Source organism: Salmonella sp. JXY0409-18 (assembly GCF_020268625.1).
Classification (GTDB): Bacteria; Pseudomonadota; Gammaproteobacteria; order Enterobacterales; family Enterobacteriaceae; genus Salmonella; species Salmonella enterica.
Genome location: NZ_CP084216.1, coordinates 2,871,276 through 2,885,881 on the forward strand (window position 1 = coordinate 2,871,276; position 14,606 = coordinate 2,885,881).

Consider the following 14,606-nt stretch of genomic DNA (forward strand, 5'->3'; position numbering starts at 1 on the left):
TTGTAACCGTTATCACATTTAAGGAGATGGAGAACCATGAAACAAACCGTTGCTGCTTTTATCGCCAAAACGCTGGAACAGGCTGGCGTAAAACGAATCTGGGGCGTCACTGGCGACTCCCTGAACGGCCTGAGCGATAGTCTTAATCGTATGGGAACCATTGAATGGATGCCAACCCGCCACGAAGAGGTCGCCGCTTTCGCCGCCGGCGCACAAGCGCAGCTTACCGGCGAGCTGGCAGTGTGCGCCGGTTCATGTGGACCGGGCAACCTGCACCTGATCAATGGCCTGTTTGATTGCCACCGTAACCACGTCCCTGTTCTGGCGATCGCCGCCCATATTCCGTCCAGTGAAATCGGTAGCGGTTATTTCCAGGAGACCCACCCGCAGGAGTTGTTCCGTGAATGCAGCCACTATTGCGAGTTGGTTTCCAGCCCGGAGCAGATCCCGCAGGTACTCGCCATCGCCATGCGCAAAGCGGTGCTAAATCGCGGCGTCTCCGTGGTCGTACTTCCGGGTGACGTAGCGCTGAAACCCGCGCCTGAAAACGCCGTCACTCATTGGTACCATGCCCCGCACCCCGTCGTCACGCCGGCGGAGGAAGAGCTGAAAAAACTGGCGCAACTGCTGCGCTACTCCAGCAATATCGCATTGATGTGCGGTAGCGGCTGCGCGGGCGCGCATGAGGAGTTGGTCGCGTTGGCGGCAAAACTAAAAGCGCCAATCGTTCATGCCCTGCGCGGCAAAGAGCACGTTGAGTACGATAACCCTTATGATGTGGGAATGACCGGCCTGATTGGCTTTTCTTCTGGCTTCCACACCATGATGAACGCCGATACGCTGATCCTGCTCGGCACCCAGTTCCCCTACCGCGCCTTTTATCCGAGCGATGCCAAAATCATTCAGATTGACATCAACCCGGGTAGTATTGGCGCACACAGCAAAGTCGACATGGCGCTGGTGGGCGATATTAAAGCCACGCTTCGCGCCCTGCTGCCGCTGGTGGAAGAAAAAAGCAATCGTAAATTCCTCGATAAAGCTCTGGAGCACTATCGGGACGCCCGTAAGGGACTTGATGACTTAGCCAAACTCAGCGACAAAGCCATCCATCCGCAATATCTGGCGCAACAAATTAGTCATTTCGCCGCTGACGACGCTATTTTTACCTGCGATGTCGGCACGCCGACCGTCTGGGCGGCCCGCTATCTAAAAATGAACGGCAAGCGCCGCTTGCTGGGCTCGTTTAACCACGGGTCAATGGCCAACGCGATGCCGCAGGCGCTCGGCGCTCAGGCCACCGCGCCTGGTCGTCAGGTTATCGCGATGTGCGGTGATGGCGGCTTCAGTATGCTGATGGGCGATTTTCTCTCGGTGGTACAGATGAAGCTGCCGATAAAAATCGTCGTCTTTAATAACAGCGTGCTGGGCTTTGTGGCGATGGAAATGAAAGCCGGCGGCTACCTTACCGACGGTACCGAACTGCACGACACCAATTTCGCGCGGATCGCCGAAGCCTGCGGCATTACCGGTATTCGCGTGGAAAAAGCCGCAGACGTGGACGGAGCGCTACAGCGCGCGTTTTCCATTGACGGCCCGGTACTGGTTGACGTGGTCGTGGCAAAAGAAGAGCTGGCGATCCCGCCGCAGATCAAACTGGAACAAGCGAAAGGCTTTAGCCTGTACATGCTACGCGCCATTATTAGCGGCCGCGGCGATGAAGTGATCGAACTGGCGAAAACGAACTGGCTAAGGTAAAACAGTGCACATCACCTTTTAAAATCCAGGGATGTGCCATGATTGATTTACGCAGTGATACCGTTACCCGACCGGGCCGCGCCATGCTCGAGGCGATGATGACCGCCCCGGTCGGGGACGACGTATACGGCGATGACCCTACCGTTAACGCCCTTCAGCGCTACGCCGCCGACCTTTCCGGTAAAGAAGCGGCGCTTTTTTTACCCACCGGCACCCAGGCCAATCTGGTCGCGCTACTTAGCCATTGTGAACGCGGCGAAGAGTATATCGTCGGTCAAGGCGCGCATAATTATCTCTATGAAGCTGGCGGCGCTGCGGTGCTCGGCAGCATTCAGCCGCAGCCCATCGACGCCGCCGCGGACGGTACACTGCCGCTGGAGAACGTGGCGGCGAAGATTAAAGCGGATGACATCCACTTCGCGCGCACGCGCTTGCTCAGTCTGGAAAATACGCATAACGGGAAAGTGCTGCCGCGCGCGTATCTGAAAGACGCCTGGACATTTACCCGCGAACGTGGACTGGCGCTGCACGTTGACGGCGCCCGAATTTTTAACGCGGTGGTTGCCTACGGCTGTGAGTTAAAAGAGATTACGCAGTATTGCGACTCTTTTACCATCTGCCTGTCAAAAGGTCTCGGAACGCCGGTCGGTTCGCTGCTGGTCGGCAACCGCGATTACATTAAACGCGCGACGCGCTGGCGTAAAATGGTCGGCGGCGGAATGCGTCAGGCCGGGATTCTGGCAGCGGCCGGACTGTATGCGCTGAAGCATAACGTGGCGCGTCTGCAAGAGGACCATGATAACGCCGCCTGGCTGGCGCAGCAGCTTCGGGAAGCAGGTGCGGAGGTCATGCGCCACGAAACGAATATGCTGTTTGTTCGCGTTGGCGAAGCACAGGCCGCCGCGCTTGGCGACTATTTACGGGAACGGAATATCCTGATTAACGCCGCGCCGATTGTGCGTCTGGTGACGCATCTGGATGTCTCTCGCGAACAGCTTGCCGACGTCGTCGCCCACTGGCGCGCCTTTTTAGCCCGCTAAGGAGAGCAACGTGGCGCAACGCATTCTGGTTCTCGGCGCCAGCGGCTATATCGGCCAGCACCTGGTCTGTGCGCTAAGTCAGCAAGGGCATCAGGTGCGGGCGGCGGCGCGGCGCGTCGAACGTCTGGAAAAACAGCGCCTCGCCAACGTCAGTTGTCATAAGGTCGATCTGCACTGGCCGGAAAATTTACCCGCGCTGCTTCGCGACATTGATACCGTTTACTATCTGGTACACGGCATGGGCGAAGGCGGCGATTTTATCGCCCATGAGCGTCAGGCAGCGCTCAACGTGCGCGACGCGCTGCGCCAGACGCCGGTTAAGCAACTTATTTTCCTCAGTTCACTGCAGGCACCGGCGCATGAGCAATCCGATCACCTGCGCGCCCGCCAGCTTACGGCTGACACGCTGCGCGACGCAGGCGTGCCGGTGACGGAATTACGCGCCGGGATCATCGTCGGCGCAGGCTCCGCCGCCTTCGAAGTCATGCGTGACATGGTTTACAACCTGCCAATACTCACACCGCCGCGCTGGGTGCGTTCGCGCACCACGCCCATCGCCCTGGAAAATTTACTCTACTACCTGGTCGGCTTACTGGAGCACCCTGCGCGCGAGCATCGGATTCTGGAAGCCGCCGGGCCGCAGGTATTAAGCTATCAGCAGCAGTTTGAACATTTTATGGCCGTCAGCGGTAAACGGCGTCCGCTAATCTCGGTTCCTTTTCCGACCCGCTGGATTTCGGTCTGGTTTTTAAACGTCATTACCTCCGTGCCGCCGACTACCGCAAAAGCCTTAATCCAGGGGTTAAGGCACGATTTGCTGGCCGATGACGCCGCGTTAAAAAAGTTGATCCCCCAAACGCTTATCACCTTTGATGACGCCGTTCGCCGCACGCTGAAAGAAGAAGAAAAACTGGTGAACTCCAGCGACTGGGGCTACGACGCGCTGGCCTTCGCCCGCTGGCATCCCGAATACGGCTATTTTCCAAAGCAGGCGGGCTTTACCGCGCAGACCCCGGCCAGCCTATCGGCGCTCTGGCAGGTCGTAAATCGGCTGGGTGGCAAAGAGGGCTATTTTTTCGGCAATATTTTGTGGCAGACGCGCGCCGCGATGGATCGTCTGGTGGGGCATAAACTGGCGAAAGGCCGCCCGTCGCATACCTTGCTCAAGCCTGGCGATACGGTAGATAGCTGGAAAGTGATCATTGTCGAACCAGAAAAACAGCTCACGCTCTTGTTTGGCATGAAAGCGCCGGGTCTGGGGCGGCTTAGCTTCACGCTGCACGATAAAGGTTGCTACCGCGAAATTGACGTGCGCGCCTGGTGGCATCCACACGGAATGCCGGGCCTGATTTACTGGCTACTGATGATCCCGGCGCACCTGTTTATTTTCCGGGGAATGGCAAGGCGTATTGCCCGACTTGCAGAACAAATCACAGAAAAATGAGAAAAAGTTGCTGTATTCTTTCGTGTTTCCCATTGCATACCGACGTAATTCACGGAAGAATGCGCACGACGGTTTATTAAACACAGTGGATTGATATGAAGGTACTGGTTACCGGCGCCACCAGCGGCTTAGGTCGAAACGCGGTTGAATTTTTGCGCAATAAAGGCATCAGCGTCAGAGCGACGGGTCGCAATGAAGCGATGGGCAAGCTGCTTGAAAAAATGGGCGCGGAGTTCGTCCATGCGGATTTAACCGAACTGGTCTCCTCGCAGGCTAAAGTGATGCTCGCCGGGATCGACACGTTGTGGCACTGCTCCAGCTTTACCTCGCCCTGGGGAACCCAACAAGCTTTCGATCTGGCGAATGTTCGCGCCACCCGCCGCCTGGGAGAATGGGCGGTCGCCTGGGGCGTGCGCAATTTTATTCATATCTCCTCTCCCTCGCTCTATTTTGATTACCACCATCACCGTGATATCAAAGAGGATTTCCGTCCGCATCGGTTTGCCAATGAGTTCGCCCGCAGTAAAGCCGCCGGCGAAGAGGTGATTAATCTGCTGGCGCAGGCCAATCCGCAAACACGTTTTACGGTGTTGCGTCCGCAAAGCCTGTTTGGCCCACACGATAAAGTATTTATCCCACGTCTGGCGCATATGATGCACCATTACGGTAGCGTCTTATTACCGCACGGGGGCAGCGCGCTGGTCGATATGACCTACTATGAAAATGCGATCCACGCCATGTGGCTGGCCAGCCAGCCGGGCTGCGATCATCTGCCTTCTGGCCGCGCTTATAACATCACTAACGGCGAAAACCGCACCTTACGCAGCATCGTACAAAAGTTAATAGATGAACTGACTATCGACTGCCGCATTCGCTCTGTGCCTTACCCGATGCTGGATATGATCGCCCGCAGTATGGAGCGCTTCGGCAAAAAATCCGCCAAAGAGCCCCCGCTAACGCATTACGGCGTGTCAAAACTGAATTTTGATTTTACGCTCGATACGACTCGCGCGCAGGAAGAGCTGGGCTACCAGCCCATCGTCACGCTGGACGAAGGCATTGAACGCACCGCCGCCTGGCTACGCGATCACGGAAATTTACCGCGTTAATCCTGGCCGTACTTCTCCAGTAATGCTTCGGCAATCGCCTGCGTTTCGGCATCTGCGATACCGTTCCATTGCGCCGGACGGAAGTGCATCTGGAACGCCATAATCACCCGCTGCTGCTCGCGTGCCGTCATATCGGCTTTGACTTCATAACCATAGCGCGAGAGTAACGCAAGCACCGTTGCGGTATCGACTGGCGTATACGGCGCGCGTCCAGCCAGATAAAACGCCACACGCTGGGCGTCAGGCCAGGCGCCAATCCCCTGCGCCGCCAGCTCGCGCCACGGGAAGCGCGGGCCGGGATCGTCTTTACGCTGCGGCGCGATATCCGCATGGGCCACCACATTCTGCGGTTTGATGTCATAGCGCGCGATAATGTCCTTCGCTAACGGAATCAATGCCTGAATTTGCGCGGATTCAAACGGCGCGAAAGATTTCACCCCGCCGGACATTCGCCAGCCGCGATTTTCCAGCTCAATGCCAATAGACGTATCATTGAGACGCGTGGCGCCTCGCCAGAAACTGACGCCCGCATGCCAGGCCTGATCCTGTTCCGGCACCAGTTGCCAGATGCGCGGTTTACCGCCATATAATGGAGGGGTTGCGGGAATCAGGTAATGCGAACTGACGTTGCGACCCGTTAACGTCGCCAGCGAAACGTCAAAGTTTTCCGCCGTATAGTGAATCACCAGAACTTTAATGCGCGGATAGGCCGCCTGCGCCCGATGTCGGGTATCAAGCTGATATCCCTCTTTATCGATAATTCCTTTTTCGCTCGCGCAGCCTGTTAACAGCAACGCGAGACCCACCAGCCACAGTAGCGCTCTCATCGGCGCGTTTTCACCGCCGTTCCGCTGACGCTGACCATCAGCATACTGCCATCCTTGCCGACAGTTTCGTAATCAATATCGATGCCTACCACCGCATCGGCGCCCAACGCTTTAGCCTGCTCGCCAAGTTCCTGGAAAGCGATTTCACGCGCTTTACGCAGCTCTTTCTCATACGCGCCGGAACGTCCGCCGACGATATCCCGAATGCCGGCGAAAAAATCGCGGAAAATATTGGCACCTAAAATGGCTTCGCCCGTTACCACACCGCAATACTCCACGATGCTTTGTCCTTCCAGCGTTGGGGTTGTTGAAAACTGCATAGTGAATCTCCCAGGTTAGCTAAGCACACGATCTCAAACGCATTATCAAGCTGATACGCTATCATTGAAAGGATATAATTGATTATCGTAGATCGGTTTTTGCTCGATCGCCTATAAGGAAATCATCATGCGCTATTCTAAACTCTCTTTGCTCATCCCGTGCGCGCTTCTGCTTAGCGCCTGTACGACCGTCACTCCCGCCTACAAAGATAATGGCCCGCGTATCGGCGCGTGTGTGGAAGGCGGCCCGGACAGCGTGGCTCAACAATTTTACGACTACCGTATTCAACACCACAGCAATGATATCGCTGCGCTTCGCCCCTACTTGAGTGATAACCTGGCGAAATTGTTGACCGACGCCAGCCGCGATACGGAGCACCGTCAGTTGATGAGCGGCGATCTGTTCTCCAGCCGCGCTACGCTGCCGGATAGCGCCAGCGTCGCCAGCGCATCAACCATTCCGAACCGAGATGCGCGCAACATTCCTCTGCGGGTGGCGTTAAAACAGGGCGATCAAAGCTGGCAGGATGAAGTGCTTATGATTCACGAAGGCTCATGCTGGGTGATTGACGACGTTCGCTATCTGGGCGGAGATGTCCATGCCCCTGCCGGTACGCTGCGCCAGTCGATAGAAAACCGTTAACAGCCAGTATTCCCCGCTTTTGCACCCATACCCCCGTAAATTGTCTGGCATTCTGCCCGGGATGCCGACAATTCTTCTTACCTACTATTCCTCCTGCTATTTTGTGCTATGTTTAGGGAAGAATGTGGGATATATTTAACTTTTAACGCATAAATATTGCATAACTATTCTGCGAAAGGTACTATCTGCGGCTTCAATAGCTATCAGACTGCCTGTATACGAGTGTCAATGAGTATTCAATTAAACGGCATTAATTGCTTTTACGGCGCGCATCAGGCGCTGTTCGATATCACGCTGGATTGCCCCGAAGGCGAAACGCTGGTGTTGCTTGGCCCAAGCGGGGCGGGTAAAAGTTCGCTGCTGCGTGTACTCAATCTGCTTGAGATGCCGCGCTCCGGCACTCTGACTATCGCCGGGAACCATTTTGATTTTACGAAAACGCCGTCCGATAAGGCGATTCGTGAGCTACGTCAAAATGTCGGAATGGTCTTTCAGCAATATAATCTTTGGCCGCATCTCACCGTTGTGCAGAATCTGATTGAAGCGCCCTGCCGCGTACTGGGTCTGACAAAAGATCAGGCGCTGGCGCGCGCAGAAAAGCTGCTGGAGCGTCTACGTCTGAAGCCATATAGCGATCGTTATCCGTTGCACCTTTCCGGCGGTCAGCAGCAGCGCGTCGCGATTGCCCGCGCGCTGATGATGGAGCCGCAGGTGCTGCTGTTTGATGAACCGACCGCCGCGCTGGACCCGGAAATTACCGCTCAAATCGTCAGTATTATTCATGAGCTGGCGGAAACGAACATTACTCAGGTGATCGTTACGCATGAAGTCGAAGTGGCGCGTAAGACCGCCAGTCGTGTGATTTATATGGAAAATGGTCACATCGTCGAGCACGGTGATGCGGGTTGCTTTGCCCACCCTCAGACCGAAGCGTTCAAAAACTATCTCTCTCACTAAGATTCGGGACAATGACAATGAAAAAAGTTCTGATTGCCGCGCTAATTGCAGGCTTTAGCCTTTCCGCTACAGCAGCCCAGACCATTCGTTTTGCGACCGAAGCGTCCTATCCGCCGTTCGAATCGATGGATGCTAATAACAAGATTGTCGGCTTTGACGTCGACCTGGCCAACGCGCTATGTAAAGAGATCGACGCCTCCTGTACCTTTACCAATCAGGCGTTCGACAGCCTGATCCCCAGCCTGAAATTCCGCCGCTTCGACGCTGTAATGGCGGGAATGGATATCACGCCGGAACGTGAAAAGCAGGTGCTGTTTACCACGCCATATTACGACAACTCCGCGCTGTTCGTGGGTCAGCAGGGCAAATACACCAGCGTCGATCAACTGAAAGGTAAGAAAGTCGGCGTGCAGAACGGTACGACGCACCAGAAATTCATCATGGATAAGCATCCGGAAATCACCACCGTACCGTATGACAGCTATCAGAACGCGAAGCTGGATCTACAAAATGGCCGTATCGACGCTGTTTTCGGCGACACGGCGGTCGTGACCGAATGGCTGAAAGCCAATCCTAAGCTGGCGCCGGTCGGCGATAAAGTCACCGATAAAGATTATTTCGGCACCGGCCTGGGTATCGCGGTACGTCAGGGCAACACCGAGCTGCAGCAGAAATTCAATACTGCGCTGGAAAAAGTGAAGAAAGATGGGACTTACGAGACCATCTATAACAAATGGTTCCAGAAGTAATCTTTGATGAACGAATTTTTTCCTTTAGCAAGCGCCGCCGGGATGACCGTCGGCCTTGCCGTCTGCGCGCTGATCATTGGCCTCGCGTTAGCCATGTTCTTTGCCGTCTGGGAGTCCGTAAAATGGCGCCCGATTGCCTGGATAGGCTCCGCGCTGGTCACTATTTTACGCGGCCTGCCGGAAATTCTGGTGGTGCTGTTTATCTATTTCGGCTCCTCGCAACTCCTGCTTACGCTGTCTGACGGGTTTACCCTCCATCTCGGCTTTACACAGATCCCGGTGCAAATGGAGATTGAGAACTTTGACGTCAGTCCGTTCCTGTGCGGCGTGATTGCGTTGTCCCTGCTGTATGCGGCCTATGCGTCGCAGACGCTACGCGGCGCGCTGAAAGCCGTTCCGTCTGGTCAGTGGGAGTCGGGTCAGGCACTGGGATTATCAAAGACGGCGATTTTTTTCCGTCTGGTGATGCCGCAGATGTGGCGTCACGCCCTGCCAGGGCTGGGTAATCAGTGGCTGGTGTTGCTAAAAGATACGGCTCTGGTCAGCCTTATCAGCGTTAACGATCTGATGTTACAGACCAAAAGTATTGCCACACGCACCCAGGAACCGTTTAACTGGTACATTATTGCGGCGGCTATTTACCTGGTCATTACGCTGATCAGTCAGTACATTCTCAAACGCATAGACCTGCGCGCGACACGTTTTGAGCGGAGGCCGGACTAATGCTTGAGTACTTACCTGAACTGCTAAAAGGGCTACACACCAGCCTGACGCTGACCGTGGCTTCTATTGCCGTCGCTTTGGTGCTGGCGTTAGTTTTTACCATTATCCTGACACTAAAAACGCCGTTCGTGGTGTGGCTGGTGCGCGGCTATATCACGTTGTTTACCGGTACGCCGTTGTTGGTGCAAATTTTCCTGATCTACTACGGACCCGGTCAATTCCCGACACTGCAAGAGTATCCGCTACTCTGGCATCTACTGTCTGAACCGTGGCTGTGCGCACTGATCGCGTTGTCGCTAAACAGCGCCGCTTATACCACGCAGCTATTTTATGGCGCGATTCGCGCGATTCCGGAAGGTCAGTGGCAGTCCTGCGGCGCGCTGGGGATGAGTAAGAAAGATACGCTGGCGATTTTGTTGCCCTATGCGTTTAAACGCGCCCTCTCCTCCTATTCTAATGAGGTAGTACTGGTCTTCAAAAGTACCTCTCTGGCCTATACCATCACCTTGATGGAGGTCATGGGGTACAGTCAGTTGCTCTATGGTCGTACCTACGATGTGATGGTATTTGGCGCGGCAGGCGTAATTTATCTGGTCGTCAACGGTCTATTGACGCTGATGATGCGTTTGATTGAGCGTAAAGCCCTGGCATTTGAGCGGCGCAATTAACCAGGCAGGATAAGGCATTCTCGCCGCCGTTCGACAATGGTCAGATGGCGCTGCGCTTATCAAGCCTACGATGCATAATATTGAATAAACCCGACGGACAAGTGGTTAACTTGTCCGTCTTTTTTTATCCATTTAAAAATATTTAATCATTTTTATTGCATATAAATTCAATTGATGGCATTGTAAATCTATGCCGCAGACACGGCGCATAATCATAAGATTACGGGAGTGACATCATGAAAAAGTTAGTTCTGGCCGCATTACTCGCCTCTTTCGCCACTGGCAGCATCGCCGCTGAAAAAATCAATTTCGGGGTTTCCGCCACCTATCCCCCGTTTGAATCCCTGGATGCGAGTAATAAAATTGTGGGCTTCGATATCGATCTGGCAACCGCATTATGCAAGCAAATGCAGGCAGAATGTACTTTTACCAATCATGCTTTCGATAGTCTTATCCCGGCGCTGAAATTCAGAAAATATGATGCCGTCATTTCCGGAATGGACATTACCCCGGAGCGCAGTAAGCAGGTCGCCTTTAGCAATCCCTATTATGCGAACTCCGCGCTGGTGATTGCCAAAAAAGACACCTATAAGACCTTTACCGATCTAAAAGGTAAGCGTATCGGTATGGAAAATGGCACCACGCATCAAAAATATCTCCAGGATAAACATCCGGAGGTCAAAACCGTGGCCTACGACAGCTACCAGAATGCGATTATCGACCTGAAAAATGGCCGTATTGACGGTGTCTTTGGCGATACTGCAGTGGTCAATGAGTGGCTGAAAACGAATCCGCAACTGGGTCCGGCAACAGAGAAAGTGACCGATCCGCAATACTTCGGTACCGGACTTGGCATCGCGGTGCGCCCGGACAATAAGGCGTTGCTGGAAAAACTGAATAATGCGCTGGCCGCCATTAAAGCGGACGGCACTTATCAGAAAATCAGCGATCAGTGGTTCCCACAGTAAGACGTATGTGATTAGCCCACCGTGTTGCGAAATGGCAGTATAAATACCTTATTCAGACCACGAAATCATCCTGGCCTGATAAGCGCAGCGCCATTGAGCATTCTACAGTTTGTCATCAGTCTCAAACGCCTGCATCAACAGGCGATTCGGACTAATACTTGCCGGGTGACGCTGACGCGTACCCGGCTTACAACATTGTTACGTTTTTAGATAACATCCAGACCCAGACGGCGATACTGCTCCGCCGGAGCATCATTTTCTTTCATCAAACGGATAAGTAAGTTGATCATCCTTGCTTCGATGGCCTCATCATGAATAGGATGTTGCTGCTGCGGATCGTCTCTGAGATCAAACAAGAGATGACCAAAGCTATTCACACCTTTATATTTTTCCCTGGCCGGAATACGTAATACCTGAAGCCCTTTAGTGAATTTAAACGGAGGTGCCAGAGATAATTTTCCCAGTTCATCCACGTCATAACGCGCATTCATCTTGATCGGCATTAACGTGTAGTTCGCAATGTCATGCTCACGCCCCGGTTGCGCGGCCCGCATATAAACATAGCGTCCGTCGGTAACATTAACATGTCCGCTAAACACGCCAAACAGCGCGCCTTCCCTGACGGGTTCATCACTGGCAATGACTTTCGCCAGCGGTTGGCCCTGCATATCTGCGGGAATAGGTTGCTGAAAATAATCCAGTAGCGTTGGCGCCCAGTCAATCATCTGCACCAGCGACTGCCGCCGCGCTCCGCATACCGCGCTGCGCGGGTCCCAGATAAACAGCGGGTTATTCGCCACCTCGTTATAATAGGGCATTTGATTTTTAGCCCACCAACCGTGCTCCCCCAGCAAGAAGCCGTGATCGGTACCGACAATCAGCATCGTATCGCGCCAGAGATCGTGTTCATCCATCAGATCAAGGATACGTCCAAGATTGCGGTCGCACATGGAAACCAGGGCCCGATAACGACAGCGAATATGCGCTATCGCCTCCTCGCTTTCACTGACTTTGCCGCGCGGCCAGTCATAATGCGGGCCTTGCCACTCATCGTCATAGAGCGATAAATATTCCTCGGTGGTATAAAACGGTTCATGCGGATCGAACGTCTCAACCTGCAATAACCAGTTATCTTCGGCATGATTTTTATGGATAAAATCGCACCCGGCGTCAAAAACTTTCGTCTGGGGAAAATCGGCTTCCTGCTGGATGTATTCGCGGTTCGCCCAGTCATGACGCCATAGCCCGGAAACGCCGCCTCCGGTTTGTTTTTGTGGAACGCGCAGTACTTCCGGAATGGGCGGCTCGCCAACACTTGCCTTCCAGTGATCGCCCTCCTGACCGCGTACTACGTCCCAGGAGCTATAGCGGTTATGGTAGTTACCGCCGCCGTCTTCCCAGTAATGCAAATGATCGCTGATAAGATGGGTGTAGATCCCCGCTTTTTTCAATAATTCCGGCATGGAATCATCAAAGGGTTCCAGCGGGCCCCACTCACGATGCAGGAAATTATAGCGCCCGGTGTGCAGTTCCCGACGGGCTGGCATACAGGGCATACTGCCGACATAACTATTGTCAAAGGTGGCGGCATGTGCCGCCAGGCGTTGAAAGTTAGGCGCTTTCGTTAGCAAATCGCCATAGGGCGGCAAATAGTTTTTATTCAGACTGTCAAACAGCAGAATAATCGCTTTCATGACTCACCCTCATTTGTTGAGCAGGTGCGGAAAATTTTTCTCTACCACATCGTAAATCTGTTTACCTATTGATTCGCCATCCATGATATTTTCAATGGGAATGAGATATTGTCCGTGTTTAGGATCGAGGCTAACGACATCAAGCAATTTTTTCGAAATCGCATATATATCTGCCCAGTCGGTAAATCCACCGACCTCTCCCGCTGCCGTATGCTCCATATCAAAAGAGAAGTCATATTTTGCTAACGCTTTTTTAACCACAGTCTGTAACATTACGCTACTGCCTACACCATAACCGCATACGAATAAAATATTTACAGAATCTTTCATAATAAAATCCTTTATATAAACCGAATCAATTAAATGGAATAAGGACCAAGATGGAACGTTGAAGCAATAAATTTCAGTAATTCACAAATCGCAGGCCACAGAGTCGCCCAGTCAAATATTCCCGTCCAGCCCACGCCTTCTTTTGCCAGCCCGGTTAAAGGAATGGCCCATACCGTACCGAAAGTCTGAATAATCCCTAACAGGAAAGTACAAATAATAACGGAACGATATCCCCCCATTCGGTTGGCTAATACGCCGATGGGACCGCCGGAAAAGAAGAGCGGAACAAAACCAGGCAATACCATAATAGGGCTATGGATGAGCAGCAGAATGCCCATGGAAAAAATCGTGCCGAAGGTACAAAAGACGAATCCCAGCGTGGCCGCGTTCGGCGAAAAAGGTAATAAAGCAGCAACATCCACAGCCGGTATAGCGTTAGGAATAAAGCGATCCTGCCATCCTTTAAACGAACCGTTAATTTCGCCTACCATCATCCGCACGCCCTGCAGCAAGATGACCATATACATAGAGAATTGCAGGCCCAGATTGATGATATAGATATACCAGGGTTTGCCTTTCGCCATTAACTGTACGTTATCGATCCCTGTCGCCAATAAAAAACCGCCAACGAAGAGCGTCATCACAATGGCGATTGCCGTCACGTTGTGGTTAAAAATGGCTAACCAACCGGGAAGTTTCAGGTTTTCGGCGTCATGCTTTTCCGGATCGCCGAATTTATGCGCGAATTTCGAGAAAAACCACAGTCCCAACATCTGGTTATGCGCGATGGTAAAACCGGCGTTATTGGTCACTTTGGCGATGGGTTTAACAATAAGCGTGGTTGAAAACGCCCAAAAGACCCCGGTCAATACCCCGGCAATCACAATGGATTGTACCCAACCGAACCCCAGCCAGAAGACAATTAACCACAGTACCGCCTGTGAATGTGAGACCCCGGTATTACCGGTAAGAAATATACCTTTTGCGCCGGTATAACGACCAAATAAAACTAATATCAGGTTAGTAAAAAACGCCAGTACAAAAACGTATCCTACATAGCCGAAATTATCGCCCAGCGCTATTTGCGTCGCGGCTTTCATGGCGTATGAATCCATTAAGTATCCATGCACGCCATAAGCCTTGCTGACTGCCTCTGCAACCGGTTTAAAAGTGGCTGAAAATTGAAAGCCGCCAAATAGCACCATCATCAAACCGACCATCGCGCTGATCATACCGGTGATAATTTTTATAGGCGTCTTTTTATCCAGCGCATAGCCAACACCGACTAATATCCCAATTAATATTGCCGGTTCAGTTAAAAACGTTTGAATAACATCTATAAATTTGGCAAACATCGTCTGAACGCCCTCCATAAGCGT

The 14,606-nt window shown here is 53.0% G+C and carries 15 protein-coding genes; 10 read left to right on the forward strand and 5 right to left on the reverse strand.

What is annotated here, in order from left to right; all coding sequences use genetic code 11:
* The first annotated feature begins 36 nt into the window (after positions 1-36).
* The 4 genes from poxB to LDB27_RS13930 all read left to right on the forward strand — a co-directional run bounded on the left by poxB (position 37) and on the right by LDB27_RS13930 (position 5,348).
* Complete coding sequence (gene poxB, locus LDB27_RS13915) at positions 37-1,755, forward strand: ubiquinone-dependent pyruvate dehydrogenase (protein WP_000815324.1); 1,719 nt, start codon at positions 37-39, stop codon at positions 1,753-1,755.
* A 38-nt stretch (positions 1,756-1,793) separates the two neighbouring features.
* Positions 1,794-2,795, forward strand: a complete 1,002-nt coding sequence (gene ltaE, locus LDB27_RS13920; RefSeq protein ID WP_000566346.1) for a low-specificity L-threonine aldolase — start codon at positions 1,794-1,796, stop codon at positions 2,793-2,795.
* A gap of 10 nt (positions 2,796-2,805) precedes the next feature.
* Complete coding sequence (locus LDB27_RS13925; RefSeq protein WP_000068994.1) at positions 2,806-4,239, forward strand: SDR family oxidoreductase; 1,434 nt, start codon at positions 2,806-2,808, stop codon at positions 4,237-4,239.
* 95 nt (positions 4,240-4,334) lie between these two features.
* Positions 4,335-5,348, forward strand: coding sequence for an NAD-dependent epimerase/dehydratase family protein (locus LDB27_RS13930; protein ID WP_000866907.1), 1,014 nt, complete (start codon positions 4,335-4,337; stop codon positions 5,346-5,348).
* Here the strand turns inward: LDB27_RS13930 and LDB27_RS13935 are convergent.
* Both LDB27_RS13935 and LDB27_RS13940 read right to left on the reverse strand, forming a co-directional pair.
* A complete protein-coding gene (locus tag LDB27_RS13935; RefSeq protein ID WP_001202293.1) occupies positions 5,345-6,175 on the reverse strand; it encodes an N-acetylmuramoyl-L-alanine amidase in 831 nt (276 codons plus the stop codon). The two genes, LDB27_RS13930 and LDB27_RS13935, sit on opposite strands and share 4 nt — an antisense overlap.
* Positions 6,172-6,495, reverse strand: coding sequence for a heavy metal-binding domain-containing protein (locus LDB27_RS13940; protein WP_001160725.1), 324 nt, complete (start codon positions 6,493-6,495; stop codon positions 6,172-6,174). Before LDB27_RS13940 ends, LDB27_RS13935 begins: the two co-directional genes overlap by 4 nt.
* A gap of 127 nt (positions 6,496-6,622) precedes the next feature.
* On the opposite strand from LDB27_RS13940, the gene LDB27_RS13945 reads away from it, so the two are divergent.
* From LDB27_RS13945 to artJ, 6 genes are all read left to right on the forward strand, one after another.
* A complete protein-coding gene (locus tag LDB27_RS13945) occupies positions 6,623-7,138 on the forward strand; it encodes a lipoprotein (protein WP_001270726.1) in 516 nt (171 codons plus the stop codon).
* Between the two features lie 228 nt (positions 7,139-7,366).
* Positions 7,367-8,095, forward strand: a complete 729-nt coding sequence (artP, locus tag LDB27_RS13950) for an arginine ABC transporter ATP-binding protein ArtP (protein ID WP_000027186.1) — start codon at positions 7,367-7,369, stop codon at positions 8,093-8,095.
* 17 nt (positions 8,096-8,112) lie between these two features.
* The gene (gene artI / locus LDB27_RS13955; protein WP_000756586.1) at positions 8,113-8,844 is read left to right on the forward strand and encodes an arginine ABC transporter substrate-binding protein ArtI; all 732 of its coding nucleotides are present in this window, start codon (positions 8,113-8,115) and stop codon (positions 8,842-8,844) included.
* 6 nt (positions 8,845-8,850) lie between these two features.
* The gene (artQ, locus tag LDB27_RS13960; protein WP_001001677.1) at positions 8,851-9,567 is read left to right on the forward strand and encodes an arginine ABC transporter permease ArtQ; all 717 of its coding nucleotides are present in this window, start codon (positions 8,851-8,853) and stop codon (positions 9,565-9,567) included.
* Positions 9,567-10,235 (forward strand): arginine ABC transporter permease ArtM, encoded by a 669-nt coding sequence (gene artM / locus LDB27_RS13965; protein ID WP_000895393.1) that lies wholly within the window; start codon positions 9,567-9,569, stop codon positions 10,233-10,235. The genes artQ and artM overlap by 1 nt, the downstream gene beginning before the upstream one ends.
* A gap of 236 nt (positions 10,236-10,471) precedes the next feature.
* On the forward strand, positions 10,472-11,203 hold the full coding sequence (gene artJ, locus LDB27_RS13970; protein WP_000737538.1) for an arginine ABC transporter substrate-binding protein ArtJ: 732 nt from the start codon (positions 10,472-10,474) through the stop codon (positions 11,201-11,203).
* Between the two features lie 206 nt (positions 11,204-11,409).
* On the opposite strand, the gene LDB27_RS13975 is transcribed toward artJ, so the two are convergent.
* Genes LDB27_RS13975 through LDB27_RS13985 form a run of 3 tightly spaced genes read right to left on the reverse strand, consistent with a single transcriptional unit; the run spans position 11,410 to position 14,600 of the window.
* Entirely contained in the window at positions 11,410-12,897 is a 1,488-nt protein-coding gene (locus tag LDB27_RS13975; RefSeq protein ID WP_000644018.1) for a sulfatase, read from the reverse strand.
* A 9-nt stretch (positions 12,898-12,906) separates the two neighbouring features.
* Positions 12,907-13,227 carry a PTS sugar transporter subunit IIB gene (locus tag LDB27_RS13980; protein ID WP_000655399.1) on the reverse strand — a complete coding sequence of 107 codons (321 nt, stop codon included), beginning with the start codon at positions 13,225-13,227 and terminating at the stop codon, positions 12,907-12,909.
* A gap of 29 nt (positions 13,228-13,256) precedes the next feature.
* On the reverse strand, positions 13,257-14,600 hold the full coding sequence (locus tag LDB27_RS13985; protein ID WP_000399318.1) for a PTS sugar transporter subunit IIC: 1,344 nt from the start codon (positions 14,598-14,600) through the stop codon (positions 13,257-13,259).
* Between the last annotated feature and the right edge of the window lie 6 nt (positions 14,601-14,606).

Excerpts from the sequence above, each read along its gene's own strand:
- poxB (WP_000815324.1), top strand. The coding sequence starts at position 37 with ATGAAACAAACCGTTGCTGCTTTTATCGCCAAAACGCTGGAACAGGCT.
- artM (WP_000895393.1), top strand. The coding sequence starts at position 9,567 with ATGCTTGAGTACTTACCTGAACTGCTAAAAGGGCTACACACCAGCCTG.
- artI (WP_000756586.1), top strand. The coding sequence starts at position 8,113 with ATGAAAAAAGTTCTGATTGCCGCGCTAATTGCAGGCTTTAGCCTTTCC.
- LDB27_RS13945 (WP_001270726.1), top strand. The coding sequence starts at position 6,623 with ATGCGCTATTCTAAACTCTCTTTGCTCATCCCGTGCGCGCTTCTGCTT.
- LDB27_RS13930 (WP_000866907.1), top strand. The coding sequence starts at position 4,335 with ATGAAGGTACTGGTTACCGGCGCCACCAGCGGCTTAGGTCGAAACGCG.
- ltaE (WP_000566346.1), top strand. The coding sequence starts at position 1,794 with ATGATTGATTTACGCAGTGATACCGTTACCCGACCGGGCCGCGCCATG.
- artQ (WP_001001677.1), top strand. The coding sequence starts at position 8,851 with ATGAACGAATTTTTTCCTTTAGCAAGCGCCGCCGGGATGACCGTCGGC.
- artP (WP_000027186.1), top strand. The coding sequence starts at position 7,367 with ATGAGTATTCAATTAAACGGCATTAATTGCTTTTACGGCGCGCATCAG.
- LDB27_RS13985 (WP_000399318.1), bottom strand. The coding sequence starts at position 14,600 with ATGGAGGGCGTTCAGACGATGTTTGCCAAATTTATAGATGTTATTCAA.
- LDB27_RS13935 (WP_001202293.1), bottom strand. The coding sequence starts at position 6,175 with ATGAGAGCGCTACTGTGGCTGGTGGGTCTCGCGTTGCTGTTAACAGGC.
- artJ (WP_000737538.1), top strand. The coding sequence starts at position 10,472 with ATGAAAAAGTTAGTTCTGGCCGCATTACTCGCCTCTTTCGCCACTGGC.
- LDB27_RS13980 (WP_000655399.1), bottom strand. The coding sequence starts at position 13,227 with ATGAAAGATTCTGTAAATATTTTATTCGTATGCGGTTATGGTGTAGGC.
- LDB27_RS13975 (WP_000644018.1), bottom strand. The coding sequence starts at position 12,897 with ATGAAAGCGATTATTCTGCTGTTTGACAGTCTGAATAAAAACTATTTG.
- LDB27_RS13940 (WP_001160725.1), bottom strand. The coding sequence starts at position 6,495 with ATGCAGTTTTCAACAACCCCAACGCTGGAAGGACAAAGCATCGTGGAG.